Raw genomic sequence first — 26446 nt, forward strand, 5'->3', positions numbered from 1 at the left:
CTCCTTTCAAACCAAAATCAATATACGTCACGCTGATAGCGTTTTTTCTGCTGCATGTCTGCCAGGAAGCTTTCCGCTTTTTCACGGCTCATGCCGCCTTCTTCCTGAATAATATCGAGAAGCGCCTGGTGCACGTCATGCGCCATATGCTGTTCATCACCGCAGATGTATACGGCTGCTCCCTGCTGCAGCCATTCATACAGCTCTTTGCTTCGTTCTTTCATGCGGTGCTGCACATATACTTTTTCCTCCGAATCCCGGGAAAAAGCGACGTCCATTTTTGTAAGTACACCGTTTTGCAGCCATTTTTGCCATTCCGTCTGATACAGAAAATCAGTGACAAAGTGCTGATCTCCGAAAAACAGCCATGTTTTCCCTTCGGCTCCGGTTTCTTCACGCTCCTGCATAAAGGAACGGAAAGGCGCGATGCCTGTCCCCGGCCCGACCATAATGATCGGTGTATCCGGATTTTCCGGCAGCTTGAAGTTTTGGTTATGCTGAATGTAAATCGGAAGCGTATCTCCCGGCTGGAGCCGTTCCGCACACAGAATGCTGCAGACGCCTTTTCGTTCCCTGCCGTGCGCGTCATATCTGACCGCTCCGATTGTCAGATGCACTTCTTCCGGATTCGCTTCTAAACTGCTTGCGATCGAATAGAGCCGGGCCGGCATTTTACGCAGGATTGAAAGAAAGTCTTCCGCGGACGCTTCCCACGGGCCGAAATCACGGACGAGATCAAGCAGGTCACGGCCGTTGATGTATGCTTTCACCTGCTCTTCGTTCCCTTCGGCCAGAAGTTCACTCAGCTTTTTGTCAGCCGTAAACTGTGCGGCCTTTTGCAGGAGCGGTTTTGTCAGGACGGTGATTTCAAAATGAGAAGTCAGCGCGTCTTTCAGCGGACGGAGCTCTCCTTGTTTATTCACCGCCACTTCCTGTTTCGGGTCCCATTTCAGCTCATGGATCAGCTCATCAACCAGCGCCGGGTCATTTTCCGGATAGATGCCGAGGCTGTCTCCGGGCTGATACGCGAGACCCGAGCCTTCAAGCGAAAGCTCGAGATGGCGCGTTTCTTTATTCGAACCGCGTCCGTTCAGATTGATGTTCTCAAGAACCTCCGCCCGAAACGGATTTGTTCTGGAATAAACGGATTCACCGAGACCGGGCGTTTCGGCAGGCGCTTCGGCTGTTTGGTTTCCCGCTCCTTCGTTCAAACCGCCGATGACCGCGTCAAGCCATTCCGAAAACGGCTCATCATAATCGAGATCGCAATCAACCCGGGGCGCAAGCTGCGTGCCGCCGAGCTCTTGAAGACGCTCATCAAATTCTTTGCCGGTTTGGCAGAAAAATTCATACGAGCTGTCACCGAGCGCCAAAACGGAAAAACGGAGCGCTTCAAGCTTCGGCGCGCGTCTGCCGTGAAGAAATTCATGAAAAGCCAGCGCATTATCCGGCGGATCTCCTTCTCCGTGCGTACTTACCACGATCAGTAAATTGTTTATTTTTTTCAGACTATTCGGCTTAAAATCATTCATCGACGCTATGGTGACCTGGAATCCCCGTTCCTCAAGCGTCTTTACCGTCTGTTTCGCAAGACCTTCCGCATTTCCCGTTTGCGACCCGTATAAGACGGTCACCTCTCTTGAGACTGCCGGGCTTTCTGCCGGAACCTGGGGAGCGGGTGCGGCTGTTTCACCGGACTCGGACCGGGCCGCAGCCAAGTAACCGCTCAGCCAGATTTTCTGTGATTCTGTCAAGGTCGGCAGAAGGCGGTTAAGGAGCTCTGCCTGCTCCTGATTAAACGGACTGTTCATGACCTGAAGTTGCAACGATATCCACCTCACAAGGAATTAAACGTAACGTACGTTATTTCTATAGGAATTGTCAAAATAATATTCTAATTGAAACTTTACCGAAAATTTGTATGTAAGTAAAATATATAATCATGATGATAATGATTAAGATTACTAATGATAAAAAGCCCTTTGCACTCGGCAAAGGGCTTACACGAATAAGCTGGCGGGCACTTCTTTTATAAAAGGAGAAGATTCTCCGGGTGACAGCACGGTCAGATGATGCATCGCCCGCGTGCAGGCCGTATATAACAGCTTGCGGTCATGCTGGCTTTTGTATTGAGTAACAGAGGCGTCAGCGACAATGACGGCGTCAAACTCAATGCCTTTTGCCAAATACACGGGAATGACGCATACCCCTTTTTGGAAAGGCTGATTTTCTTTATTGATCAAACGGACATCGCTTGCGACACTGACCGCCTGAAATACTTTTTTTGCTTCCGCGGCAGTTTTGCAGATGACGGCGATCGTCTCCCAGCCTTTTTGCCTGAGTTCCCGTATTGTTTCCGTCAATTGCTCCTGCCGCGCTTTTTCTGTATCCGCCCGCAGGACACGCGGTTTTTCCCCGTTCCGGTTAAAAGGCTCAATGTCATCGCCGTCATCGAGCAGCGCTTTCGTAAATTCAACAATCTGCCGCGTCGATCTGTAAGTCCGCTTCAGGCTGACATATTTTTCTGCGCCATTGCGAAAGCAGCCGGCAAGTGAAGAAGGGCCCGTGATGGTGTGGGCATAAATCGACTGGCTGATATCACCGAGCACCGTCATCTTCGCTGTTGGGAAGATGCTTTGAATATACGTCAGCTGAAATGGGGAATAATCCTGCGCTTCATCAATGAATACGTGCTTCATTTGTGTGTTTTTTCTTTTTCCTTCTATTAGGTCCTGTAAATAAAGATACGGAGCTGCATCTTCATAAGGGAGTGACTGCTCTGCGAACGCTTTCCGGGTCAAAGCGCCGATGCTCTGCCAATGATCAGGCTTTTCATAGGATCCCCAGTCTGAAAACAGCCGGAGATACATCCGTTTTATATCGAGAAAGCCAAGCTGTCTGACTGCCTGCTTAATCGGCTTAAAAGCTTTTCCCACAATGATGGCGCCAAGCAGCCGCTGTTCGCGCTGATGGTCGTCAAAAGCAGGTTCATCATCCGCCGCTTGCTTCTTGAGTTTTTGATAAACCTGAGCATAGTCTTCCTTATCAAGCAGCTCACTCTCCTGCAGAACCCATTCCTTCTTACGTTCCTTTTTTTCGAGTGCGCTGATTTCCCCGAGAAGCCATTCCGCCGTCAGCTCCGCTCTGTTCGGAATCGGCAGCTGCTGATCAAGTGAGTAAAAGTAATCTTCAATCCGCTCTTTTGAAATCAGTATTTCTCCTCGGAAGCTGATCTGTTTACACATCAGGCCGGAGACGGAAAGCGATCCGGCGTAACGGTCAATCATGGTCCGGAAAGCTGATGACGCTTTGTAGGCGATGGCTCCGAGCCTTACGGAAAGCGCCTCCTGATTTTGCTCAGTCAGGCAATATTCGAGCTGCTCGTACGGGCTTTCACAATCAAACTTTCGTCCGAGCCGGCGGGCGATATATTCCTGAAAGGTGGCCTGCTCCATATTCTCTTCTCCCAGTTCCGGCAATACGGCGGAAACGTAACTGTTGAACAAAATGTTCGGAGAAAACAGCACAATCTGACGGGCATCAAGGACACCGCGCCCTCGGTACAGCAAATAAGCGGCCCGCTGAAGCGCCGCGGATGTTTTCCCGCTTCCGGCGGCTCCCTGAACGATGAGAAATTTGCTTTTTTCATCCCGGATGATTTCATTCTGTTCTTTTTGTATGGTTGACACGATATTTTTCATATGCCGGCCGGAATGTTCGCTTAGCACCTCTTGCAGCATTTCGTCACCAATCGTCATATCCGTGTTGAACATCGCTTTAAGCGTCCCGTTTTTAATGATAAACTGCCGCTTCAGTGTGATGTCGCCTTCTATGGTTTCTTCCGGAACTTCGTAGCGGGCTTTTCCCGGGGAATATTGATAGTAAAGAGATGAGATGGGCGCCCGCCAATCGTAAATGAGAAATTGCTCATTGTTTTCGTCCATTAAAGAAGTCAGCCCGATATAAATCCGCTCGGAAGAAGATTCCCCTTTTTCCGTAAAATCGACACGGCCGAAGTAAGGAGAGGCTTTCAGCTTTTGGATTTTTTGAAGCTGCCGATATTGAAGCCGATGCGTCCGTTCACGCTCTGAAAGCATTTCCGCCTGCTGTTTGATGCTTGAAAATGTTTCCGCCGCTTCATGGGCGTCATCCAAATTAACGGTGACATCATCCCAGAACGTTTTTCTCAGGCCGACAATATCCTGCTTCAATCCGCCCGATGATGCTTCAATCCGCGTTTCTTTCTGATTCAGTTCTTTCATTACAAAATTGATTCGTCCCTGCTCTTCTTTCCATTCTTCATCACGTTTTGCCATCAGCGGCACCTCCGACATCAAGCTGACAAATTCGGCTCATCACACAAACATATATGCAACATAATATTCAGCATTATAGTCAAATACTCTTTTTCTTATCTTATCGGGCGTCTTTTTTTTCAGAAGCCGTTACGCAAAAAAACCGATTTCTATTGTGAAATCGGTTTTTTACTGATCTATATGATAGGAACGATTCGGCAGGCGCCACCTGAAAACATAACTGCAGATACGGCATGCCACAAGCACAAGGAACAGCAAATACAAACCGGCCGCATTCCCGGCCCAGCCGAGGCCCACGATTAATCCTCCGAGCGCGGCCCAGACTGCATAAATTTCCGCCTTTAGTACAAGCGGCTTCCTGCCCGCGAGCAAATCCCGTATGATGCCGCCCCCGCTTCCGGTCAGCACCGCAGCCGCAACCACCGCACTGAGCGGATGGCCCATTTTCACGGCATATAAAGCGCCTTGGATGGCAAACGCGGAAAGCCCGATGGCATCGGATACGTTTCCCCATTTACTCCAATGTCTTAACAGCAGCTTCGGAAACAAAAAGACTATCGTAACTGATGCGAGAGCGATTTGAAAAAACGCGCCTTGCTCCCACAAGGCGGAGACCGGAACACCGATCAGCAGATTTCGGATGGCTCCTCCGCCAAACGCCGTTACAATCCCCAAGATATACACGCCTAAAATATCATACTCCTCTTCCATCGCAACAATCGCTCCGCTGACCGCAAACGCAATGATGCCGATTACACTAAGCAGCTCCCAGGCCATTCCATATGCTCCTTTTTATTTGTTAAATTTTCTGACGACCATTAGATTTTATAATCGCTTTCTCTTAAAATCAACCTTATTTTTGAAAGATTCTGATTCCGAAACCGGGACAATCGCCTCCGTAACTGCCGGAAGCGAGAATTTTTTCCTATTTTATACTATATTAGGAGGTTTATTGGAAGTTTCATTGAATACCTACTCTAACATAAAGGGGGTTATAAGATGAAAATCAGTTCACTTGTTTTTCCTGTTTTATTGGCCGCCGGATTAATTCCCGGCCTGCCGTCAGCCGAAAGCCATACGCATTCGCACACTCATGCGGAGCCGGCCAAAACGGTGTATACGGACCCGCTTCCGAAAGCCGATCATTTTAAAGATCTGAAAGGCCCGGTTCAGATTGAACAGACGGTTGATACAAAAATTTTGGATGAAAACGGTAAGCAGGTCGGCACGAAACGATTCAACGCCAATGTCAACCAGGAGAAAGCCTCGACTAAAGCAAGCACGGGCAGCCAGAAGGTCAGGGTGCTGGCGGTGGCGGACGCTGAATACCGCGCCAAATACAGCGACTGGCAAACAAGAATCGTCCAGATCGTGGAGCAGGCTGATGTCGCCTTCAACCGTGATCACAACATTGATTTCGTCGTACAGGCCGTGCAGGCTTGGAATTCCTACGGATCAAACAGTTCTCAGATTTTATCGAATCTCCAAAGCAGCTTCAGTAATCAAAATTATCATTTTGTCGTCGGTTTTACCGCAAAATCAAGTTTTGACGCCGGCGGCATCGCATATGTATATAACGGCAAACCGAGCGGCCCTGCTTTCAGCGTGAACCTTGACCAAGGTACGGCCAACACGGCAAAAGCGGCCCAGCACGAGTTTTCCCATAATTTCGGACTTCAGCATGACGCCCAAGGCAGCGGCATCCGCTGCGTCATGAATTATGACTATGCCTACTCCGTGGATATTTGGGACAGCTCCCACAACAGACAGATTGAGACAAACAAAGCTTGGTACAAATAATAGAAAAAGAGCCGCTCCCATGGAGCAGGCTCTTTATTTTGCCGTGCGTTCCGTTTTGACAAAACACATGCAGATAATGATGAGAATAAATGCCGTCAATGCTAAAAAAGGAATGGTAATGAAACCGAACCAGTTAATATATTCAGATGAGCAAGGAACGCCGTAGACGCACGGCTTGATGCCGCTGAAACCGGGCACCTTCTGCTCAAGGTAATGCATTGTCGATATAAACGCGCCGATGACGGCCATCGGCAGGACATATTTTTTCACGCGCGTGTCACCCTGGAAGGTGGCGATTCCTAAAATCAGGACAAGCGGGTACATGAGAATTCTTTGATACCAGCACAGCTCGCACGGTATGAATTTTCTGATCTCGCTGAAATAAAGGCTGCCGAGCATGGCAACAAGAGCTATTACCCAAGAAGCATATAAAAATACGATTCTATTTTTCATTTTTCAGCTCTTTCTTAATCGTTTTTGAAATCTCCTTATAATCAGAGAAGTCTTTAATCAATTTGTCATTTACGTAAATCGTCGGTGTCGCCGTAATGTTTAATTTATCATTCAGATCAGTGTCAGCTTTCAGCTCTTTTGAGAAGGTTTCTTTATCAAGGTTTTCCTTCAGCTTGTCAGGATCAACCTTTTTGGCGGTGCTTTTGACCGTTTTTTCAAGCAATGCAGGCGTGACCCATTCCTGTTCGCTTGACGGCTGCTGTTCAAACAGCTTCTCATGGAATGCCCAGAATGATGCCGGGTCTTCTTTCCACACCTCTTCTGAAGCAAGAGCCGCCAGACGCGATCCGCTTCCGTGGAACATCACGTTCACAAAAGAAAATTTCACGTCGCCTTTATCGATAAAATCTTTTTTGATTTTCGGAAAAATATCGCTGTTAAATACTTTGCATGAAGGACATTTGTAATCTCCGAATTCAACTACCGTAACAGGCGCGCTGTCTTTGCCGAGCACAGGCTGTCCTTTAATGGAAGGCTGTTCGGCGACTGTTTCGCCCGCTTTTTCCGATTGGTTGTTAATAATTACGATGGCCGCAAATAAAACGACAACGATTAACGTCAGGATCACCGCAAATTTCGCAGACGATTGTTTCTTTTTCACTCAGACACCTCATTGTTTTTAAAATAAAAAAGAAGCGAATGCCGGATGGCCCGCTTCTCTATTTTACCAAGACAACCTTCTTTAAGAAAACCCTGAAAAACGAATTATCTTTGACAATTATTCCGCTTTCACCCTCATGACACGCATTGCGTTGGCCACGGCAATCAGCGTGACGCCGACATCTGAGAAGACCGCTTCCCACATGGTGGCGAATCCGAGTGCGCCAAGCAGGAGAAAAATTATTTTTACGCCTAATGCAAAACCGATGTTCTGCCAGACGATCCGGCGTGTGCGGCGTGCAATCCGGATGGCTTCGGCTGCTTTTGACGGCTGGTCTGTCATCAGGACGACATCGGCCGCTTCGACGGCGGCATCAGAGCCGAGAGCCCCCATGGCAGCTCCGATGTCAGCTCTGGCAAGCACAGGCGTATCATTTATCCCGTCACCGACAAACATCAATTTTTCATTCGGTGAAAGCGCCGCTTCGAGTTCTTCAACGCGGTCTACTTTGTCACCCGGCAAAAGCTCTGTATACACGTCATCAATACCGAGCTCGCGGCCGACCGCTTCACCGGTCTGCTTTGAATCACCCGTCAGCATAATTGTCCGTTTGACACCGAGCGCTTTTAAAGAGGCAATGGCCTGTTTGGCGTCCTCTTTGATTTCATCAGCGATCACGATTGCCCCCGCATATTGCTGATCGACGGCCGCATAGACGATGGTTCCCTTGTTTTCAGCTGTGCCGAAAGCGATTTGTTCTTTTTCCATCAGTTTTTGATTTCCGGCCAAAATCGTTGATCCGCCGGTTTTCACCCGAATACCGTGTCCGGGTATTTCTTCATATTCTTCAATTTCCTGAGCCGCAAGCGGTTTATTGTAAGCCTCACGGATGGATGCAGCAATCGGATGATTGGAATGGACTTCTGCAAGCGCGGCCGCATGAAGCAGGCTGTCTTTCGTAAACCCTGCCGCCGGTTTGATATCAGTAACGGCGAAATTGCCTTTCGTCAAGGTTCCCGTTTTATCAAACACCGCGTATGCCACATGATTAAGCGCTTCTAAATAGTTGCTTCCTTTCACGAGCACTCCCGCTTTTGACGCGGCACCGATACCGCCGAAAAAACCAAGCGGAATGGAGACGACGAGTGCGCACGGACAAGAAATCACAAGGAAAATCAGCGCCCGGTACACCCAGTCAGAAAGCGCGGCTGACGGTACGAGAAGCGGCGGCAAAAAGGCGAGAAGCACCGCAACAATCACAACGGCCGGCGTATAATATTTAGCAAACTTTGTAATAAAATTTTCCGTTTTCGCTTTACGGCCGGCCGCATTTTCGACGAGATCCAATATTTTTGATACGGCCGAGTCTTCATATCCTTTAGCGGTTTCAATATGAAGCACGCCGTTCTGGTTCATAAATCCCGCCATTACATCTTGCCCCGGCTCCGCTTTTCTCGGCACGGATTCACCCGTTAAAGCGGATGTATCAACCATTGATGAGCCGCTCAGCACCTTTCCGTCCAACGGAATCCGTTCTCCGGGATTAACGACGATGACCTGTCCGACTTGGACGTCCTGCGGCGGAACTGCTGTCATGCCGCCTTCTGTTTTTACATTGGCGTACTCAGGACGAATGTCCAATAACGCGCTGATCGATTTTCTGGATCGGCTGACGGCCGCTCCCTGAAATAATTCACCGATTTGATAGAACAGCATGACTGCGACGCCTTCCGGATACTGATGAATAATAAATGCGCCGATTGTGGCAAGCGCCATGAGAAAATGCTCATCAAATACCTGTCCGCGGACAATATTTTTTCCCGCTCTGGCTACGATATCGCCGCCGATGATCAAATACGAAGCAAAAAAGAGCAGAAACTCAAGGACGGTCCCCGCGTGCGCGAAATAAGCGATGACGCCCAAAACGGCACCCGCCGCCAGCCTTCCTAACATCAGCCGCAGCTTTTTGCGGTATTCATCCCCGCCGGGTTTATCTTCATGCTTTGAACGGACGTTCACATGAGGATCAATGGACTTTACCTTTTTCGCAACTTCGTCTTTCATCCACTGTTCGTCTTTGCCCCCGGCAGAAACCGTGATGGTGCTTGCCGCAAAATTGACAGCACAGCCGTCTATGCCGTCAATGGCTTTTACGCCGTTTTCTATTTTTTTTGCACAGTTGCTGCAATCAAGTCCGTCTAACACAAATTCACCTTTGGCTGCTTTCATTTCGACTCACCCTACCTTCCGTAATAGGATTCCCATAACATCAATACAGCTAAACAAATTATATATATGAGCATATGTTCATATAAGTGTTTTCTATATTATATGCAGGTTTTGAATAAAGTGTCAATAAAAAAACAAAACAGGCATCAGCCTATTTTGTCTTTTTTTACCTTCTGTAAACGCAAAGCATTAAGGACGACCGATACCGAGCTGAACGCCATGGCGGCGCCTGCCACCCACGGTGCCAAAAAGCCGGATGCCGCAATCGGAATGCCGATGCTGTTGTAGCCCAATGCCCAGCCTAAATTCTGCTTGATGTTTCTCATGGTGAGCCTGCTCATGCCGATGGCGTCGGCAATGCCGTTCAAGTCTCCGCGGATCAGCGTAATATCAGCTGCTTCCATCGCGATATCGGTGCCGGTGCCGATGGCCATTCCTATATCGGCCGTGGCCAGCGCCGGAGCATCATTGATGCCGTCGCCGACCATCGCCACACGCCGGCCTTCTTTTTGCAGCCGGGAAATCTCTTCTGCCTTTTGTTCGGGAAGCACTTCGGCAATCACGCTGCTGATGCCTGCTGCTTTTGCAATGGCTTCCGCCGTCTTTTGGTTGTCACCGGTCATCATCATGACGTCCAGACCCATATCCTTCAGGCGTTTCACTGCGGCGCGGGATGTTTCTTTAATGGTATCGGCGACTGCGATAAGCCCCGCCGCTTTGCCGTCAGCTGCAATAAGCATGACCGTTTTTCCCTCCGCCTCTAATCGGGACATTTGCGGAAGCAGTGACTCATGTTCAATGTGTTCTGATTCCATCAGCCGTCTTGATCCGGCAAGAATTGTTCTGCCGTCGGCCTCGGCGTATATTCCCGAGCCGACCCTGGCTTGGAAACGGGTTATTTTCGGTATGGAAATCCCCCGTTTTTCGGCTCCTGAAACGATGGCTTCTCCAAGCGGGTGCTCCGATCCCGTTTCGGCGGCAGCCGCCAGCCGCAGGAGTTCCTCTTCGTTCATTCCCGCTGCCGGTACGGCGTCTGTCAGCACCGGTCTGCCGTTTGTCACCGTTCCTGTTTTATCAAGTACGATTGTTGTCAGGCGCTGTGTCTTTTCTAAATGCTCTCCGCCTTTAAAGAGAATGCCGAATTCAGCGGCGCGGCCCGACCCCGCCATAATGCTCGTCGGAGTGGCGAGCCCGAGGGCGCACGGACAGGCAATGACAAGCACGGCGATGAATTTGCCGATCGCTTCAGAAAACTGGCCCGGCGCCGCCCATACATACCAAATGAGAAAAGTCAGCACGGCCAGCCCCAGCACGATCGGGACGAAAATGCCGGAAATGTGATCCGCGAGCCGCTGAATGGGTGCTTTTGATCCTTGGGCTACTTCCACGATTTTAATAATGTGGGCAAGCGCGGTATCCTTCCCGACATTAACCGCTCTGATTTTGAGAAAGCCGTTTGCATTGATCGTCGCCCCGGTGACGGTGCTTCCCGGCGACTTATCGACAGGCATGCTTTCTCCCGTAATCATCGATTCATCAATCGCGGAATGGCCTTCAATCACCTCGCCGTCCACAGGGACGCGTTCTCCCGGTTTCACATATATGATGTCCCCAGCCAGGACCTCATCAATCGGAATCACTTGTACTTTGCCGTCCCGCTCAACCGCCGCCGTCTTCGCCTGAAGCTTCATTAGCTTTTTAATCGCTTCTGATGAGCGGCCTTTCGCCTTCATCTCCAAAAACTTTCCAAGCAAAATCAAAGTCAGCAAAATGGCGCTCGTTTCATAATAAAGCCCCTCAACATGGCCGTTTCGTCCGAGAGATGCAATCGTCATATACAGACTGTACGCGTAAGCGGCCGTCGTTCCGAGTGCAACGAGAACATCCATATTGGCGCTTTTATTTCTAAGCGCCTTGTACGCCCCTGTATAAAAAGGCCAGCCGATGATGAGTTGCACCGGAGTGGCGAGCGCGAATTGCAGCCATGGATTCATCAGGATATCCGGCATCCAGATAAAAGAAGTAAAGGAAAAATGGCTGACCATCGACCATAAAAGCGGAAATGAGAGCACGGCAGAAAACACCAGCCTGATCAGCAGTTTACGCTGTTCTTTCTCCTTTTGAGACAATCCGCCGTCTTGGCCGCCCGCTTCCTTATCTTCTAACCGGTAGCCGAGCTTTGCCACGGTCTCTTTCAGCTCTTTCGGTGTCACCTCTTTCGGATTGTATTCAACGGTGACCGTTTCCAGGGCGAAATTCACCGGCGCGCTCACAACGCCCTCTATTTTGTTCAGGCGCTTTTCAATCCGATTGGCGCAGGCGGCGCACGTCATGCCTTCAATCTGGAAATCGGCTTTTTCCGTCACGACGTGATAGCCTAGTTTTTCAATTTTATCTTTTATGGCGCTTGCTTCGATTTTGTCAGGCTGATAGGAAATGTTTGAGGTTTCAAGCGCAAGATTGACGGAAGCTTCATTGACGCCGTCCATCCGTTTCAGCCCTTTTTCAATTCTTGAAGCGCAGGCGGCGCATGTCATGCCCCCCACTTGAATGGTCATCTCTTTCTGTTCACTCAATGCCCTCACCTCTTCTCACAAACCCCAGGGGGGTATAAATATGATAAAAGAAAACCGCGCCCGTTCCCGAAGCGCGATAACCCCTATACGACGTCATAACCCTGATCTTCAATCGCGTCTTTTATATCTGATACGGAGACTTTCTTCTCATCAAACGTCACATCCACCTGTCCGGCTTCCAAATTCACCTGAACCGCCGTCACTCCGTTCAGTTCTCCTACTCCGCTCTCTACTGCTTTGACGCAATGCTGACAGGACATGCCTTCCACTTGCAGCGTTTTTTGTTCCATGATAAATCCCTCCATATCTTGTTTTTTCTTTTTTATGTTACCATACCCCTGTAGGGTATTTCAAAACATTTATTTCATTTTTTTCACGACATCAAGCAGCTCGGCAATCGCCTGCTCCCCGTTTCCGCTCTCGATGGCGCCGGCTACGCAGTGATGGGCGTGATCTTCCAGCAGATGAAACGCGACCTTCTGCATGGCGGCCTGTACGGCTGAAATCTGCACGAGAATATCCACGCAATATCGTTCATTCTCCACCATATTCTGAATGCCCCTGACTTGACCTTCAATCCGTTTCAGCCGGTTCAGAATCTGGTCTTTTTCCTTGGCACTTTTATGATTTAACGATTGATGTTCGGTATGTTTGTCCATTTTTCACCTCGGTTTTTTCTTTGTTATCTTCATTATACAGTCTTGAAAAACCGGTGTAAAAAAATTTCAACACACAAGTTTTACCAGTAGGTATATAGGGTACATAAGGTTATCACATATCAAGAGGGGGCAATTCATTGAAAACGATAAAGGTTGGCATATTGGGATATGGTTTGTCAGGGAAAGTCTTTCACGCACCGCTTTTGGACGTCCTTGATGATTATCAGATCAAAAAAGTCATGACCTCCAGAACCGATGAGGTCAAACGTGATCTGCCGGAGACTGAAGCCGTACGCACGATTGAAGACATTACCGGTGATCCTGACATTGATCTTGTCATCGTCACGACACCGAGCGGAATGCATTATGAATCAGCGATGAAATGTCTTCTTGCGGGAAAACACACCGTCGTGGAAAAACCGATGACGGCGACTTTGGCTGAAGCTGAGGAGCTGAGAAGAACGGCTGAAGATAAGGGCGTCTTACTGAGCGTGTATCACAACCGCCGCTGGGACAATGACTTTTTAACGATTCAAAAGCTGATACAGGACGGAGCGCTTCAAGACATTCATACATATCAAGTCAGCTATGACCTATACAACCCGGTTGTTCAGGAAAAATGGCGCGAAAAAAGCGGACCCGCCACGGGCACGCTTTACGATCTCGGTTCACATATCATTGACCAGACACTTTTGCTTTTCGGAATGCCGGAATCCGTCACGGCACATGTGATGAAACAACGTGACAACAGTGAAACCGCCGACTGCTTTCTAGCCGTGCTTCATTACGGCAAGCTTCAGGTCATTCTTCAATCCGGTTCCATGAATGCGACCAGCGGTCCGCGCTATCAGATTCACGGACGGAATGCAAGCTTTATCAAATACGGAATAGACGGACAGGAAGATGCGCTCTTAGCCGGCAAAAAGCCGGTTGACGACAGCTGGGGCGCTGATGATCCTGACAACTTCGGAGAGCTGACAACCGCAACGGATGAGAAAAGACATACAGAAACAATCCCCTCTCAGAACGGTTCTTACCTTACGTACTACAAACTGCTGGCAGACAGCATCTTAAACGGAAAACCGCTTCCCGTTACCGCAAAAGAAGGCATCGATGTCATCCGCGTCATTGAAGCGGCGATGAGAAGCAGCGAACAAAAAAGAACGATTGCACTTTAACATAAAAAACCTCCCGGCCGTACAGCGGGGAGGTTTTTTTAAGATCAGAATGATTTTCCGGCTTCTTTCGCGCGGGCAATCGCATCTTCTTTAATTTGCTGTGCTTTATTCGGTTCAGCATTATGACCTTCAACGATTAAGCCGTCAAAAGAAGGAACGCCGAAGAAGTTCATCATGATGCCGATGTAACGGTGGCCCATTTCCATGTCAGCCGCCGGACCTTCGGAGTAATAGCCTCCGCGCGCCTGAATGTGGAGCGCTTTTTTGTCTGTCAAAAGACCGATCGGACCTTGCTCTGTATATTTGAATGATTTTCCGGCTACAGCCACAGAATCAAGGTACGCTTTCATGACAGGCGGGAATGAGAAGTTCCAAAGCGGTGTGACAAATACGTATTTATCAGCTGCCGCGAATTGATCACTCAACTCGTTAAGACGGCCGACTTTCGCTTTTTCGTTTTCGGAAAGCTCTTCAAAACCTGTTCCGGATTGAAGTTTCCCCCAGCCGCTGAATACATCCGCGTCGATATGAGGAATGTTCTCTTTGTAAAGGTCGATATGTACAACCTCATCATTCGGATTGGATTCTTTATAAGAATCAATAAATGCTTTTCCTGCCGCCATGCTGTAAGATGTCTTTTCATCATGGGGATGAGCAGTGATATAAAGTACTTTTGCCATTGTAAACAGCCCTTTCGTATTCAAATTACACACATATTTATTATGAAATATGAATGTTTTTTTATACTGATCAACTCTGTAATAATTATAGTTACAAAAAAATCATTTAGCAACAATAATATCTTGAAATCAGTATATTTTTTTAGAAAGGCGTTAATGACGAGATTCCAAGCAGCAGAAAAAGCAGAAACCTCAGCTTCTGCTCAAAATCGGATTGGGTTTGCAGACGGGAATATCCAATCCAAGATTCCCCCGCAGTGTATCCGCCGGATAGCTTTTACGGTACAGCCCCTTTTCCTGAAGGATCGGTATGACACGATCCACAAAGGCTTCAAGTGTGCCCGGGATGTCAGATTGAATGATAAAGCCGTCCGCGGCCTCTGCCTGAAACCATGTTTCAATTAACGACGCCACACGTTCCGGTGTGCCGATAAAGAGGGTTCGCGGAAACGCTGCTTCACGCGCCACTTGACGCAGTGTAAGATTCCGGGCTTTCGCATCTCTTTTGATGCGGTCTGTCGTGCTTTGAAACGCGTTTTTCCCGATGTCGCCCAAATCAGGGAACGGCTCATCCAGCGGAAAACGGCTCAGATCATAATCGTCAAAGAATCGGGCCACATATTTAACGGCATTCTCTATCGGGATCAGCTCGGCGAATTCCTGGTATTTCGCCTCCGCTTCTTCTTGTGAGCCGGCTATAATCGGACTGATTCCCGGAAAGATCCGCAGCTTCGAAACATCCCGGCCGTAATCCGCCGCCCGCTTTTTCACATCATCATAAAAGGCTTTCGTTTCTTCAAGTGAACTGGAATGTGTAAAAATTGCATCGGCATTCCGAGCGGCAAACGCCCGGCCGTTTTCTGAAGATCCCGCTTGGAAAACGACCGGCTCCCCCTGTTTAGAACGGCCGATATTCAGCGGGCCCTCCACTTGAAAATATTCGCCTTTGTGATACAGACGATGCAGTTTGTCAGGATCAAAAAACTGCCCGGTTTCTTTGTTGCGGACAAACGCGTCTTCTTCCCAGGAATTCCACAGACCGCGCACCACATCCACATGTTCCTGGGCGATGGCGTAGCGCCGGCTGTGGTCGGGAAGGCTTTCTTTGCTGTGATTGCGCGCCGCTCCCGCCTGCGGAGAGGTGACGAGATTCCAGCCCGCCCGGCCGCCGCTGATATGGTCAAGAGACATCAGCTGTCTGGCGATGGTGAACGGCTCAGTGAATGATGTGGAAAAAGTGCCGATTAAACCAAGATGGGTTGTAGAAGCGGCAAGCGCCGATAAAATAGTGATCGGCTCAAACCGATTTAAGAAATGCGGGATGGATTTTTCAGAAATGAACAAGCCGTCTGCAATAAAAGCGAAGCTGAACAGCCCTTTTTCAGCAGTCTGCGCTTTTTGTTTGTAAAAGGCCACATTCGTGCTTGCTGACGGATCAGCGTCGGGATGACGCCAGCCGTCCGTTGTGCCGCCGACACCATGAATCATGGCTCCGAATTGAATGAGATCCGTCCGGCTCATTTTCTCTCCCCCTTTATTTCCTTATAATCGGCAAGCGCCCGTTCTACATATTCAATGCCGACTTGTGTAACGGCCTGATACATACGGCTGTCACCGCTGCCGATTTCAACGACGGGGACGTGGCGGATGCCGTACTTAGTCTGAAGCACGTCACGTAATTCGTCCCGCTCTGTCACATCAATTGTTTCGTAAGCAATGGCTTTTTCCCGAAAATATCCTTTCACTTCATCGCAATAGGTGCAGCCCTTTTTGCTCCAGACCACTACGTTTACTTCATGACTCATGCTCCATACCTCCTATAATTGTGCGGCCGGCTGGACCGCTTCGCTTAACAGCCGGTAAGACAATCGTTTTTCTTCGGCGTTTTTGATAGGCGACAAAATCACAAAATCGGTAATGCTGTATTGAACCGATAATCGTCTCAGCGCGGCGGCGTTTTCTTCTTTTGTTCCTGCGAAGACACCGGTTTTTTGTGTGATCAGCTTATAAGGCTGTGTGACTTTTTCAAGAAACGCATCCGCTTGTTCTCTGGAACTCACATTCACCTTTTTGCCGTCCTTGAGAACGATTTTGACCGATTCACGCGATACCACGTGTTTTTCCGCTTCTGCTTTCGTATGTGCGGTAAATACCATCGGCGCGAGATGGAATTCCGCTTTCGCCCCTTTCGGCAGATGCTCGTCAAAGGCTTGGCGCGCTTTTTCTAAGGCGGTCTCTTCACCATTTATGAAATAGGCGAAAACGAAGGAAATGCCGAGTTTGGCCGCTGAAACCGCGCTTTCTGTGCTGCCGCCGAGCAAAAAGATGTCCGGCGCATACTCGGTATGCGGAGTCGGCCGCAATGACGCGTATCGATGCGTGGCTGGAAAATCATTATGGATGAAATGAGTCAGCTCTTCAAGCTTTTCTTCAAATAAACGGGCAGGCTGCGCAAGCTCCCGCTGCAACGCATCGGTTGACAGCTGAAATCCGCCGGGCGCTTTGCCGACACCGAGCGCCACACGGCCGGGGGCAAGGGCGGACAAAACCCGAAACTGCTCCGCCACTTTATAAGGGCTGTAATGCTGCAGCATCACCCCGCCGGACGCGAGGCGGATTTTTTTCGTGCTTGCGGCAAGATACCCCAGGACAATTTCCGGCGCCGAGCCTGCTATCTCTTCATTGTTATGATGCTCCGCCGCCCAGAAACGGTCATACCCGTATTGTTCGGCCTCCTGGGCCAATTTCACCGTTTGCCGCAAGGCTTCTTCTGCGGTTTGATTTTCCGCAGTGACACTTTGGTCTAAAATGCTTAAACGAATCATACGACAGGCTCCTTTATGTGTTCTTTTATGTCATAACCGTAATCGGGAAGAACGCGGCGGAGGAATTTCTTCGTTCTTTCTTTTTTCGTCTTATAAAAGACTTCCTCAGGCGTTCCTTGTTCCACGATTGCCCCTTCATCCATAAACACAATTTGGTCGGAAACTCTTCTGGCGAATTCCATTTCATGTGTGACAATGATCATGGTGGCGCCGGTCCGCACAATGTTAAGCATCACCTCAAGCACTTCGCCGACAAGCTCCGGATCGAGGGCAGCGGTCGGTTCGTCAAACAGCATCACGTCAGGATGAATGGCAAGCGCCCTGGCAATTCCGACCCGCTGCTTCTGGCCTCCTGACAGCTGATTCGGATAGGCGTGCAATTTATCCTGAAGCCCAACCTTAGCCAGTTCCCGCTCCGCAATGGCGTACGCATCTGTTTTTTTCATTTTCCTTGCGACCGTCAAACCTTCCATGACATTTTGAATCGCCGTTTTATGCGAAAACAAATGATATTGCTGAAATACCATCGCCGTCTGTTTCCTCAGTCGGAGAATGTCTTTTTTGGCGGGCTTTTTGCAGTTAATGACTTCGCCGTGTACAGAAATGGCGCCCTCATCCGGCCTCTCAAGTAAATTAAGACAGCGCAGAAACGTGGTTTTCCCGGAACCGCTCGGGCCGATGATGGTCACGACTTCTCCTTTTTGCACACTTAAATTGATCCCTTTTAACACATGATGATTGCCAAAATGTTTCTGAATGTTTCTTATTTCGATCATACTGCGCCTCCTTGATATCTGGCTGCCCTTTTTTCCGCCAGACTGTTTACGGCCTCGAGAATCAGCGTTAACCCCCAATAAATCACGGCCGCCCCGATAAATGCTTCCAGAAACGCATAGTTATCGGATGCGGCAATCGTCGCCGTTCCAGTAATTTCAGGCACTGCAACGATTGCCGCGATTGAAGTGGTATGCAAAAAACCGATGCCTATGTTGGTGAAGTTCGGCAGTGATATCATAAACGCCTGCGGCAGAATCACGCGCCGGATCATCTGGCCCCGCGTCAGACCGATTGAATAGGCCGCCTCCGCCTGCCCCGTATCGACAGCCATGATCCCCGACCTGAGAATTTCCGTCATATAAGCGCCTGCCGTTAATGACAGTGCCATGATGACAAACACGGCGACCGGAATCTGATTGGCCGTCCAGCCGAGATGGAACTCACTGCTGAAGTGGTCGGCAATAAGCGGAACCCCTAAATAAATCAGCATAATATGGAGAATCGCCGGGGTGCTTCGGAAAAAAGACACGTAAAACGCTGAGCAGGCAAACAGCCATTTGATGCGGAACATACGCACCGTTATATTGCCAAGAGCTATAAAGAACCCGGCGATAATCGGAATGACCGTCATCGCCAATGTAAGCGGAACGGTTTTCATCATTTCTTTTATCGCAGTGCCGATAAACGGAATGTCCAGCTCCAATGTTCTCCCTCCTTTCTAACCGTGCGCGCTCATGTCAAAAACCGTCACAAGCCGCGTCTCATCTTTCTTGATTCGTTTTTCGGCCCATCTGAAGACACATTCAAATAAAAGGGCGGCTGCATAATACAGAACAGAAAGCGAGATATACACTTCAAGAGAATGATTGCTCGATGTAATCAAGGTCTGTCCTCTGCCCGACATATCCATCACCCCTATCGAAAAAGCGAGTGACGTATCTTTTAAGAAACCGATCACCATATTCCCGATGTTGGGAAAGGCCTGCAAAAGCGCCTGGGGAAGAATGATGCGCCGGAATGTCTGCCCCCTGTTCAGCCCGATGCTTAAAGCCGCCTCCGTCTGCCCGCCGTCGATGCTGTTCACACCTCCCCTGATGATTTCCGCCGCTCTTGCCGCACTGCTCAGCGCGTACGTGGCAATAGCCGCATACAAAGGATCCATTTTGGAGGTATCAATTCCGGCGAGCGCCGTGAGCGCCGGAATGCCGTAAAATACAATGAAGAGCTGCACCATAATGGGCGTTCCTCTGAAAAAAGAGATATACAGCTTTGCGAGCGGATTCAAAACGGGAATGCGATAGATGCGGGGCAGAGCCAAAAGCAGCCCCAATAGAAAGCCGAACAGCAAAGACACCGCCAATATATACAGCGTGACGGGCAGATACCCGAGCAATGTCGGCACAAAGGATGCGATCATACTGACATCAAACGCTTTTTCCATTGCCGATCCCTCTCTTTTTTACTTAATATTGTTCCTTTGAATAATCCGCGCCGAGCCACTTTTCACTCAGCTTTTTGAGCGTGCCGTCATCAATGATTTCCTTAAGGGCTTTATCAATGTCATCACTCAGCGTTTGTTCATTTTTGTTAAACATGAAGAACACTTTGGCATTTGACAGCACCCCGCCGACCGTTTTTTCTTTGACCGCGCTCGTTTTGTTTTGAAAATCGACGGCAAACGGCGTAGAAATCGTCGCATCGGCGCGGCCGGATTTCAGCTGATTGGCCGCGTCGTTGGAGCCTTGGCCCGCATAGGCGATTTCAAACGGACTGCCGTGTTTTTCATTCCATTTCTTCAGCACAAGCGCTCCGTTTGACGTCGGACTTGTAATGACCCGCTTTCCTTTCAAGTCATCAATGCCGTTAATGTTCCCGTTATCTTGGAGCACCGTGATTTTCAGCGGGAAGTTGTTATAGGCGACTTGATTGAACAGAAATTTTTTCTCCCGTTCGGCGCTTTTCTCCATTTGATGGGCCACGATATCGACTTTATGCTGGCCGAGGCTGACAAGCAGGTTGGAGAAATCCATCGTTTTAAAGGTGAAGTGATGGTCCGGCAGGCGCCTGTCAAGCTCTTTCACCAGCTCGACGTCATAGCCCGTTAAATTGCCTTTATTATCAATAAAGCAAATATTCGGGAATTGAGTGCCGGTGCCGACCGTGATGTTCTTCACGTTTTTCTCATTGCCTGATGCCGCTTCCCCGCCTGCGCTGCAAGCTGATAACGCTGCCGTTGCGGCAATTGTTAATGACATGACCGCCAGTCTTATTTTCATGTGATCGCCCCGTTTTCCGCTTCAATTATTTAGTGAAACTTGATTTTGAATAATCAGCGCCGAGCCATTTTTTGCTCAGCTTTTTCAATGTGCCGTCCTTCTCCAGCTTTTGAATCGCGCGGTCCGTGTCGTCCGCCAAGGTTTGGCTGTTTTTATTGAACATAAAATACACCTCGGTATCCAGCAGCACATCACCGACCGTCTTTTGTTTGAACGCGTGTGTCTTATTTTGAAAATCGACGGCAAACGGCGTGGCTACGGTGGCGTCAGCGCGTCCCGTCTCAATTTGGTTCGCTGTATCATTGCTGCCCTGCCCTGCGTATTTCAAACGGATCGGACTGCCGTGGGTTTTGTTGTATGCCGTCATATAATCCGCCGCATTTGACGTCGCGCCGACGATGACGGTTTTGCCTTTTAAATCCCGGAGTGTGTGTATCGTGTTATTATCCGCCTTTACCGTGATGTACATCGGCGAGTAGTTATACGGGATTTTGTGATATAAAAAGCGTTTTTCCCGTTCCTTGTTTTTCGCCATATTGTGTGCGATCACATCAATTTTCCGGTTTCCGAGACTTGTGAGCAGATTCGAAAAATCCATCGTCTTAAAGACAAATTTGTATTGCGGCAGCTGTTTATCAATGGCTTTCATCACTTCAATGTCATAGCCGGTCAGCTCGCCTTTTTCATTCATAAAAGCAATGTTCGGGAAATCAGTTCCCGTGCCGACAACGACGGTCTTTACGCCGCTCCCGGCTTTTGTGCTTTCTCCTTGTCCGCACCCGGCCAGCGCGCTAAGCAGCAGGAGCAGACAGCCGGCTCTGATTCGTTTTTTCATGATTTCGTCCAGCTCGGTGTGCCTAACAGCGAGGCGTCAAACCTCTCCGGTATGAGCACCTTTCTCATCATGACCCCGATATCTCCGTCTTTCTCCTGCTCAAAATACACTTCATAGCCCCTCCGTCTGTACATATCAACAAGCCAGGGATGCTTGCGCGCCGAGGTGCCGAGCGTTAATGCCGGGGCCTTCAGCGTATCCCGCAGCACGTGTTCCTCCACATAAGTCAAAAGTTTGCTGCCGATGCCCTGCCCTTTCAGTTCAGGGAGTGTCGCAAACCACCAGACAAACGGATATTTTGACGGAGGCGTGTCACTTTCCCACGGAAAACAGATCGTAATTGTTGAAAGAAGCCGACCGTCCCGTTCCAGCACGACGGCTGAATGATTTTCAATATTTTCTATTACCATATCAATGTCCGCCTGCGCTGACGGCCAATCAATCTCCAAATTGCGGATCGGCTGAAACGCGCTGTACAGCAGCTCTAAAAACTCCGGCGCATCCTTTTTCTCAGCCAATCGAAAAATGTCTTCACTCATTCCGGTCACTCTCCCCCGTAAATATATAATTCCAATTTGTTTACTGAGCTTTGATTGTTTATACTATAAAGCAAACTGATTCTTTTGACTAATCAAAAAAAGTAAAGTGAAGATTCAAGAAAAATAATGAACAGCCGGGAGGGGATGTCGTTGGAGTTACGCACCATTAAAACGTTTCATACCATCGTACAGTCAGGCAGCTTTTATAAAGCCGCCGAAATTCTGAACTATTCACAGCCGACGATTTCAATGCGGATTAAACAGCTGGAGCAGGATGTAGGCGCGCAGCTGTTTGAACGGGGAAAGAAGCTGAAGCTGACAAGAGCGGGGCGGCTGTTTCACGAGCGCGCCGGGCAGCTTCTCGCGCAATACGAAGTGCTTGACCACACTCTGGCCGATATCAGACAGGGGCAGGCAGGCCTTATTCAAATCGGCATATCCGAACCGACGGCAAGCCTGATCTTCCCTGCCGTGCTGCGGGGCTTTTTAGATGATTATCCGGACATGTCGGTCAATGTCAGTGTGGACGATGCCAATACATGCAGCCGCAAACTGCTGGAAGGCGCCATTGATTTTGCCGTTTGCGGCGAGCCCGAGCTGATTCTGGAAAATTATTTCGATCCGTTTTTCCATGACTCGCTCAATGTCATCGTGTCCGACAGACATCCTCTTGCCGCCAAAACAAGCGTCAATCTTGAAGATTTAGAAAATGAATGTCTGATCTTCACGCCTGCTAACTGCCCGATTCGGATTCAAATTGAACAGCACCTGCAGCGGGCCATCGGCAGCCGCTACCGAAAAATGGAGCTGACCAGCAGCATGGCTCATCAATACTATGTCAGGGAAAATATCGGAGTCTCGATCTTTACGGCGACGGCGCACTCGGAGCCGATCAGGGGCACGAAGGTCATTCCAATCGATAACTTAACGATTTCACCGCCGGTCGGGCTTTTGACAAACCAAAAAGAAGAGCATTTTGACTGCGCCACAAAAGATTTAATCAGCAGAGTGATCAGCCGGTTTCACCAGTGTGATCCGCATTAAAAAAACCCCGCTTCACTTTGCGGGGGTTTTTTTATGTTCATCTTATATAATGCTCCGCACCAATCCGCCGTCGATCCGCAATGCAGATCCGTTAATGGCTGACGACAGCGGGCTGCTTAAAAAGGCGACAAAGTGGGCGATCTCTTCCGGGCGGATCAATCGCTGAATGATGGACGTCGGACGATTTTCCTTCATAAATCGTTTTTCCGCCTCCTCCGCGGTCAGATTTTCACCTGGATAAAGCGACTCCAGCATCGTTTCGACGCCCTCTGTTTTCGTGGAGCCGGGCATAACCGTATTCACCGTCACATTCGTCCCTTCCGTGAGTTCGGCCAGACTGCGTGACAGCGACAGCTGCGTCGTTTTCGTGGCGCTGTAATGGGCCATTTCCTGAGAAGGCATGACAGCCGCTTCACTTGCGATAAAAATCACCCGCCCTTCCTTCCGTTCAATCATCCGCTTGGCATACCGGCGTGTCAGACGTACGCCGCTCATGATATTCACCTCGAAAAACCGGAGCCATTCTTCATCTGGAATATCAAAGTATTCCGCAGGTTCAAAGATTCCTAAATTGTTGATGAGAATATCCACATCCGGGTACTGCTGAAAAATCGCGCCGCATCCTTCCGCCGTGCCTAAATCGAAGGCAGCCGGATAGAGACGGGCATCCGGCGTCTGCTTCTCCAATTCCCGGATCGTTTCGTTTACCTTTTCTTCACGGCGGCCGTTAATGATCACCGCCGCCCCTTCCGCAATCAGTGAAGCCGCAATCGCCTTTCCGATTCCTGACGTAGATCCCGTCACAAGCGCCGTCTTCCCTTTCAACTGCAAATCCATCATCCATTCCTCCCAATCACAAGTCTCTTCTTTTATATGGAACGAAATCGAAAGCATGAAACCTTCCGTCCCTATTATCGGATAGAAAAATGGATGAGAGGAAGTACGCACTTTTTAGTGCCTGTCCGTTGTCCCGGCTGACGGCTGCTCAATTTGAATGAAAAATTCACCATCTAACTCTTCCTGAGCCTTTTTTAATATCCTTAATACATCATCAGCATCCGAACCCAATTCCTTCTGACTGATCTCAAAATTCTTCCACACCAAAGTCAGCGGAAATTCTATCCAGCCTGTCAGACAATCCCATAAGGCATTCAGATTTTCACCATAATAGTCCGGGAAATCTAATTTATCTTTTAAGATACGGTGTAAAGCTTCTGTGCTTGTAACATCTTTTCCGTCTATGATGACAACTATCATTCAAATGGACTCCTTTATTTTTCGGCATTATATTTAGCAAGATACACCTTCATCCGTTACCATCAACCCGTTATTATAACTCACCTCTCACTTGTTAAGGAGAAATTAATATTCTAGTCATTTACTGTATTGTGTATTATTGTTAGAATTTAATTAAATCTTATAAGGAGGGTTATAGATAGATGAAAAAATCTTTTGTTTTTCTATTATCGCTAGTGCTTTTATTTAGCATTTTTCCTATCAGCACTTTAGCCATCACAAAAACGTCAGAAAATGACACGATAACTGTATCAGGAAAAGATGTAAAAAACACCGCAGTATTAGTTGATGCTATCAATGAATTAGATGAGAAATTGGATATGAAAAATCTATCATCTAATTCTCCAGAAGAAATTAGTCAACTAAGTTTAGCAGCAAAAACCCTGTATGATACTATTGTAAATTATGAAAATCAAACATCTGCTTCTTTGACAGGCAATGACGCTTTGGTTATATTTAAAGAGTATGTTGACGAATTAAATAGAAGTGAAGTTATTAAACCTGTCGAACACATGGTAACAACAATGGGAGTTATAAACTATAAAGAATATAAAATTAGCAACTCACAAATAAGACAATTGAGTGCTGCTATTGGAATTAATAGTGGATTTTGGGGTACAGCTACAGCTATAGCTAAAATTTTTGCTAAAAGCCCAACTGCACTTACATTAATGTTAGGTGCGGTACCGCTTTTAGGTATGGGTACTATAAATGCCTGTAATTCTAAAGGAAAAGGCATTATTATTACAAAAATGGGTTCAGGAGCAACTAATACATATAGTTGTAGATCTCAATAAAAAAGTGTGAGCGAAAGCTCACACTTTTTTATTTTTCATTTTTCTGATACATTTTGATATAAATTCACTAACAAAAAAAACTATTAAGCCTGTTATTAATAACAAAAGTGAATTTATCTTTAAGCCCTTGTTAAAAAAATCAAGGATACTATTTATCAATAAAAAACCTGCCCAATAGATGAATGAAGAATAGAAAGCTATATTAGTGCTCTTTTCATCTGTATTTCTACTAGTCTTAAAAAACAATTATCTGCCCTCCCTATTCTTGAAGTAAAATAATTACTCTTTTCAATCCTTACTATAAATTTTTTCCTCGCTCATCAAAAATGCTTATTAGTGGTTAAGTGCTTAATCTTTCGTTTAGGTTGGTACATTGAGTCTTCTTCATCTTACTCATGTCGTCACCTCCCATAAAACAATGATAACATGAATTAATCCTAGTTTATATTGTATGTAATTCCCGAAATAGCTAATACTCTTCACTAACTTCGAGTATAAACCGAAAATTTTTCTATGCAGAAAACAATTTCATTTAAAATCTAAACAGAAGAACCATGTATGAGACTGAAGAAACTACTCCGAATTCAATCCCTATCTTTCATTTCATTCTGAAAACAGATAGACCCAGAGCATAGTAATTCTGTTGGCTCTATCTCTACTCTTTACTTTATTTCATGGACAACTCAATATTTGTCAAAATATAAGAAATTGAAGATTGATAAATACAGAATGGATAATACAAAATGATAAGAAAATCACCTTTTAGATTATCCTTTTAATTATTATTGAATGAGTAGTAAGGGAAATAAAATATACCGACAGGAATTTAGATATGGAGGTATGGCATTAACACGAAGCCATCTTCCCTTCAGCACAAAGGGAGAAAACGAAGAATTTTAAAAAATGTTGCCAAAATGTTGCCACGCTGTTACCGAGGGCGTTGAAACCCTTGATAACAGCGTGGTTTTGGCGTTATGTATGGAGACGGTGGGAGTCGAACCCACGTCCAGAAACATCGATTACTTAAGCGTCTACGAGCGTAGCCTGCATATTTCGTGTTTCACTCGTCTTCGTGCCTGCGGGCGGGCCTTCCGAGAGCTAGTCTGTCAGTCTCTTCTTACGTTCTCAGACGGGAACGTAAGCGTAGCCTACTTAGATGTGCTCTTCACGGACACATAGGCAATGTCAGGAAGAGCTCGCTGCGTTTATTAGGCAGCTAGTGCTAAGTTTTGGTTAAAACTTTTAGTTTTGCCAGTTATATTTAGGTGCGTGTTAACGAGATCGCCTCTCGGCTCGCAGCTCAAGCTCGATCCATCCCTGTCGAATCCGTAACGTCCCCTTGTTAAGGGTATACGGGAGATCTATCAAGCTCTTGCGCAACTGGCTGTACTGTTATTATATCATGACCACAGACAAATTCAATTGGGAATTACTTCAATAAACAGCCTGTGAATCTGATGTGTGAACAGTATAGCATAGGGCAGTCATCACATCAAGGCTCACGC

The 26446-nt window shown here is 47.8% G+C and carries 25 protein-coding genes and 1 other RNA gene; 4 read left to right on the forward strand and 22 right to left on the reverse strand.

Annotation, left to right across the window (positions count from 1 at the left end):
- Positions 1-17: 17 nt before the first annotated feature.
- From QRX25_RS16190 to QRX25_RS16200, 3 genes are all read right to left on the reverse strand, one after another.
- A complete protein-coding gene (locus QRX25_RS16190) occupies positions 18-1826 on the reverse strand; it encodes an assimilatory sulfite reductase (NADPH) flavoprotein subunit (protein WP_212099297.1) in 1809 nt (602 codons plus the stop codon).
- A 174-nt stretch (positions 1827-2000) separates the two neighbouring features.
- Positions 2001-4316, reverse strand: a complete 2316-nt coding sequence (gene helD, locus QRX25_RS16195; protein ID WP_212099300.1) for an RNA polymerase recycling motor HelD — start codon at positions 4314-4316, stop codon at positions 2001-2003.
- Positions 4317-4484: 168 nt separating this feature from the next.
- Positions 4485-5093: a trimeric intracellular cation channel family protein gene (locus QRX25_RS16200; RefSeq protein WP_212099303.1), complete on the reverse strand. Its 609-nt coding sequence runs from the start codon at positions 5091-5093 to the stop codon at positions 4485-4487.
- A 222-nt stretch (positions 5094-5315) separates the two neighbouring features.
- On the opposite strand from QRX25_RS16200, the gene QRX25_RS16205 reads away from it, so the two are divergent.
- A complete protein-coding gene (locus tag QRX25_RS16205) occupies positions 5316-6116 on the forward strand; it encodes a zinc-dependent metalloprotease (RefSeq protein ID WP_115996952.1) in 801 nt (266 codons plus the stop codon).
- A 33-nt stretch (positions 6117-6149) separates the two neighbouring features.
- On the opposite strand, the gene QRX25_RS16210 is transcribed toward QRX25_RS16205, so the two are convergent.
- The 6 genes from QRX25_RS16210 to csoR all read right to left on the reverse strand — a co-directional run bounded on the left by QRX25_RS16210 (position 6150) and on the right by csoR (position 12694).
- A complete protein-coding gene (locus QRX25_RS16210; protein ID WP_014471015.1) occupies positions 6150-6569 on the reverse strand; it encodes a disulfide oxidoreductase in 420 nt (139 codons plus the stop codon).
- Positions 6559-7230, reverse strand: a complete 672-nt coding sequence (gene bdbD / locus QRX25_RS16215) for a disulfide bond formation protein BdbD (RefSeq protein ID WP_065982323.1) — start codon at positions 7228-7230, stop codon at positions 6559-6561. Before bdbD ends, QRX25_RS16210 begins: the two co-directional genes overlap by 11 nt.
- 117 nt (positions 7231-7347) lie before the next feature.
- The gene (locus tag QRX25_RS16220) at positions 7348-9459 is read right to left on the reverse strand and encodes a heavy metal translocating P-type ATPase (RefSeq protein WP_212099306.1); all 2112 of its coding nucleotides are present in this window, start codon (positions 9457-9459) and stop codon (positions 7348-7350) included.
- 146 nt (positions 9460-9605) lie between these two features.
- Entirely contained in the window at positions 9606-12035 is a 2430-nt protein-coding gene (locus QRX25_RS16225) for a heavy metal translocating P-type ATPase (RefSeq protein ID WP_212099308.1), read from the reverse strand.
- A gap of 83 nt (positions 12036-12118) precedes the next feature.
- On the reverse strand, positions 12119-12325 hold the full coding sequence (gene copZ / locus QRX25_RS16230) for a copper chaperone CopZ (protein WP_088613456.1): 207 nt from the start codon (positions 12323-12325) through the stop codon (positions 12119-12121).
- A 69-nt stretch (positions 12326-12394) separates the two neighbouring features.
- Entirely contained in the window at positions 12395-12694 is a 300-nt protein-coding gene (gene csoR / locus QRX25_RS16235; RefSeq protein WP_014471020.1) for a copper-sensing transcriptional repressor CsoR, read from the reverse strand.
- A 137-nt stretch (positions 12695-12831) separates the two neighbouring features.
- On the opposite strand from csoR, the gene iolW reads away from it, so the two are divergent.
- On the forward strand, positions 12832-13872 hold the full coding sequence (gene iolW / locus QRX25_RS16240) for a scyllo-inositol 2-dehydrogenase (protein WP_212099310.1): 1041 nt from the start codon (positions 12832-12834) through the stop codon (positions 13870-13872).
- Positions 13873-13916: 44 nt separating this feature from the next.
- On the opposite strand, the gene QRX25_RS16245 is transcribed toward iolW, so the two are convergent.
- From QRX25_RS16245 to QRX25_RS16290, 10 genes are all read right to left on the reverse strand, one after another.
- A complete protein-coding gene (locus tag QRX25_RS16245; RefSeq protein WP_065982328.1) occupies positions 13917-14552 on the reverse strand; it encodes an FMN-dependent NADH-azoreductase in 636 nt (211 codons plus the stop codon).
- Between the two features lie 192 nt (positions 14553-14744).
- Positions 14745-16073: an LLM class flavin-dependent oxidoreductase gene (locus QRX25_RS16250; protein WP_212099312.1), complete on the reverse strand. Its 1329-nt coding sequence runs from the start codon at positions 16071-16073 to the stop codon at positions 14745-14747.
- Positions 16070-16357, reverse strand: coding sequence for a glutaredoxin family protein (locus tag QRX25_RS16255; RefSeq protein ID WP_212099314.1), 288 nt, complete (start codon positions 16355-16357; stop codon positions 16070-16072). The genes QRX25_RS16250 and QRX25_RS16255 overlap by 4 nt, the downstream gene beginning before the upstream one ends.
- A 12-nt stretch (positions 16358-16369) precedes the next feature.
- The gene (locus QRX25_RS16260) at positions 16370-17377 is read right to left on the reverse strand and encodes an LLM class flavin-dependent oxidoreductase (RefSeq protein ID WP_212099316.1); all 1008 of its coding nucleotides are present in this window, start codon (positions 17375-17377) and stop codon (positions 16370-16372) included.
- Positions 17374-18153, reverse strand: a complete 780-nt coding sequence (locus QRX25_RS16265; protein WP_212099318.1) for an amino acid ABC transporter ATP-binding protein — start codon at positions 18151-18153, stop codon at positions 17374-17376. Before QRX25_RS16265 ends, QRX25_RS16260 begins: the two co-directional genes overlap by 4 nt.
- A complete protein-coding gene (locus QRX25_RS16270) occupies positions 18150-18857 on the reverse strand; it encodes an amino acid ABC transporter permease (protein ID WP_212099321.1) in 708 nt (235 codons plus the stop codon). The genes QRX25_RS16265 and QRX25_RS16270 overlap by 4 nt, the downstream gene beginning before the upstream one ends.
- A 15-nt stretch (positions 18858-18872) precedes the next feature.
- Positions 18873-19595, reverse strand: coding sequence for an amino acid ABC transporter permease (locus QRX25_RS16275; RefSeq protein ID WP_212099323.1), 723 nt, complete (start codon positions 19593-19595; stop codon positions 18873-18875).
- Positions 19596-19617: 22 nt separating this feature from the next.
- Entirely contained in the window at positions 19618-20430 is an 813-nt protein-coding gene (locus QRX25_RS16280) for an amino acid ABC transporter substrate-binding protein (protein ID WP_212099325.1), read from the reverse strand.
- Positions 20431-20455: 25 nt separating this feature from the next.
- A complete protein-coding gene (locus tag QRX25_RS16285) occupies positions 20456-21265 on the reverse strand; it encodes an amino acid ABC transporter substrate-binding protein (protein WP_212099327.1) in 810 nt (269 codons plus the stop codon).
- Positions 21262-21804 carry a GNAT family N-acetyltransferase gene (locus QRX25_RS16290; RefSeq protein WP_212099329.1) on the reverse strand — a complete coding sequence of 181 codons (543 nt, stop codon included), beginning with the start codon at positions 21802-21804 and terminating at the stop codon, positions 21262-21264. Before QRX25_RS16290 ends, QRX25_RS16285 begins: the two co-directional genes overlap by 4 nt.
- Before the next feature lie 150 nt (positions 21805-21954).
- On the opposite strand from QRX25_RS16290, the gene QRX25_RS16295 reads away from it, so the two are divergent.
- The gene (locus tag QRX25_RS16295) at positions 21955-22848 is read left to right on the forward strand and encodes a LysR family transcriptional regulator (protein ID WP_014471031.1); all 894 of its coding nucleotides are present in this window, start codon (positions 21955-21957) and stop codon (positions 22846-22848) included.
- Between the two features lie 42 nt (positions 22849-22890).
- On the opposite strand, the gene QRX25_RS16300 is transcribed toward QRX25_RS16295, so the two are convergent.
- Together QRX25_RS16300 and QRX25_RS16305 are read right to left on the reverse strand one after the other, a co-directional pair.
- Entirely contained in the window at positions 22891-23685 is a 795-nt protein-coding gene (locus tag QRX25_RS16300; RefSeq protein ID WP_065982338.1) for an SDR family NAD(P)-dependent oxidoreductase, read from the reverse strand.
- Between the two features lie 114 nt (positions 23686-23799).
- Entirely contained in the window at positions 23800-24105 is a 306-nt protein-coding gene (locus QRX25_RS16305; protein ID WP_212099331.1) for a barstar family protein, read from the reverse strand.
- 182 nt (positions 24106-24287) lie between these two features.
- Here QRX25_RS16305 and QRX25_RS16310 point away from each other — a divergent pair, with 182 nt between their 5' ends.
- Entirely contained in the window at positions 24288-24941 is a 654-nt protein-coding gene (locus QRX25_RS16310) for a hypothetical protein (RefSeq protein ID WP_212099333.1), read from the forward strand.
- Between the two features lie 976 nt (positions 24942-25917).
- Here QRX25_RS16310 and ssrA read toward each other — a convergent pair.
- Positions 25918-26280: a transfer-messenger RNA gene (gene ssrA / locus QRX25_RS16315) on the reverse strand.
- Positions 26281-26446: the final 166 nt, after the last annotated feature.

The organism is Bacillus sp. L381, assembly GCF_030284525.1.
In the GTDB taxonomy this organism is placed as follows: Bacteria; Bacillota; Bacilli; order Bacillales; family Bacillaceae; genus Bacillus; species Bacillus amyloliquefaciens.

Coding starts and splice junctions, on each gene's coding strand:
- QRX25_RS16285 (WP_212099327.1), bottom strand. CDS start 21,265: ATGAAAAAACGAATCAGAGCCGGCTGTCTGCTCCTGCTGCTTAGCGCG.
- QRX25_RS16310 (WP_212099333.1), top strand. CDS start 24,288: ATGAAAAAATCTTTTGTTTTTCTATTATCGCTAGTGCTTTTATTTAGC.
- csoR (WP_014471020.1), bottom strand. CDS start 12,694: ATGGACAAACATACCGAACATCAATCGTTAAATCATAAAAGTGCCAAG.
- copZ (WP_088613456.1), bottom strand. CDS start 12,325: ATGGAACAAAAAACGCTGCAAGTGGAAGGCATGTCCTGTCAGCATTGC.
- QRX25_RS16245 (WP_065982328.1), bottom strand. CDS start 14,552: ATGGCAAAAGTACTTTATATCACTGCTCATCCCCATGATGAAAAGACA.
- QRX25_RS16205 (WP_115996952.1), top strand. CDS start 5,316: ATGAAAATCAGTTCACTTGTTTTTCCTGTTTTATTGGCCGCCGGATTA.
- QRX25_RS16255 (WP_212099314.1), bottom strand. CDS start 16,357: ATGAGTCATGAAGTAAACGTAGTGGTCTGGAGCAAAAAGGGCTGCACC.
- QRX25_RS16220 (WP_212099306.1), bottom strand. CDS start 9,459: ATGAAAGCAGCCAAAGGTGAATTTGTGTTAGACGGACTTGATTGCAGC.
- QRX25_RS16290 (WP_212099329.1), bottom strand. CDS start 21,804: ATGAGTGAAGACATTTTTCGATTGGCTGAGAAAAAGGATGCGCCGGAG.
- QRX25_RS16265 (WP_212099318.1), bottom strand. CDS start 18,153: ATGATCGAAATAAGAAACATTCAGAAACATTTTGGCAATCATCATGTG.
- helD (WP_212099300.1), bottom strand. CDS start 4,316: ATGGCAAAACGTGATGAAGAATGGAAAGAAGAGCAGGGACGAATCAAT.
- QRX25_RS16260 (WP_212099316.1), bottom strand. CDS start 17,377: ATGATTCGTTTAAGCATTTTAGACCAAAGTGTCACTGCGGAAAATCAA.
- QRX25_RS16200 (WP_212099303.1), bottom strand. CDS start 5,093: ATGGCCTGGGAGCTGCTTAGTGTAATCGGCATCATTGCGTTTGCGGTC.
- QRX25_RS16300 (WP_065982338.1), bottom strand. CDS start 23,685: ATGGATTTGCAGTTGAAAGGGAAGACGGCGCTTGTGACGGGATCTACG.
- QRX25_RS16280 (WP_212099325.1), bottom strand. CDS start 20,430: ATGAAAATAAGACTGGCGGTCATGTCATTAACAATTGCCGCAACGGCA.
- QRX25_RS16305 (WP_212099331.1), bottom strand. CDS start 24,105: ATGATAGTTGTCATCATAGACGGAAAAGATGTTACAAGCACAGAAGCT.
- QRX25_RS16250 (WP_212099312.1), bottom strand. CDS start 16,073: ATGAGCCGGACGGATCTCATTCAATTCGGAGCCATGATTCATGGTGTC.
- QRX25_RS16210 (WP_014471015.1), bottom strand. CDS start 6,569: ATGAAAAATAGAATCGTATTTTTATATGCTTCTTGGGTAATAGCTCTT.
- QRX25_RS16275 (WP_212099323.1), bottom strand. CDS start 19,595: ATGGAAAAAGCGTTTGATGTCAGTATGATCGCATCCTTTGTGCCGACA.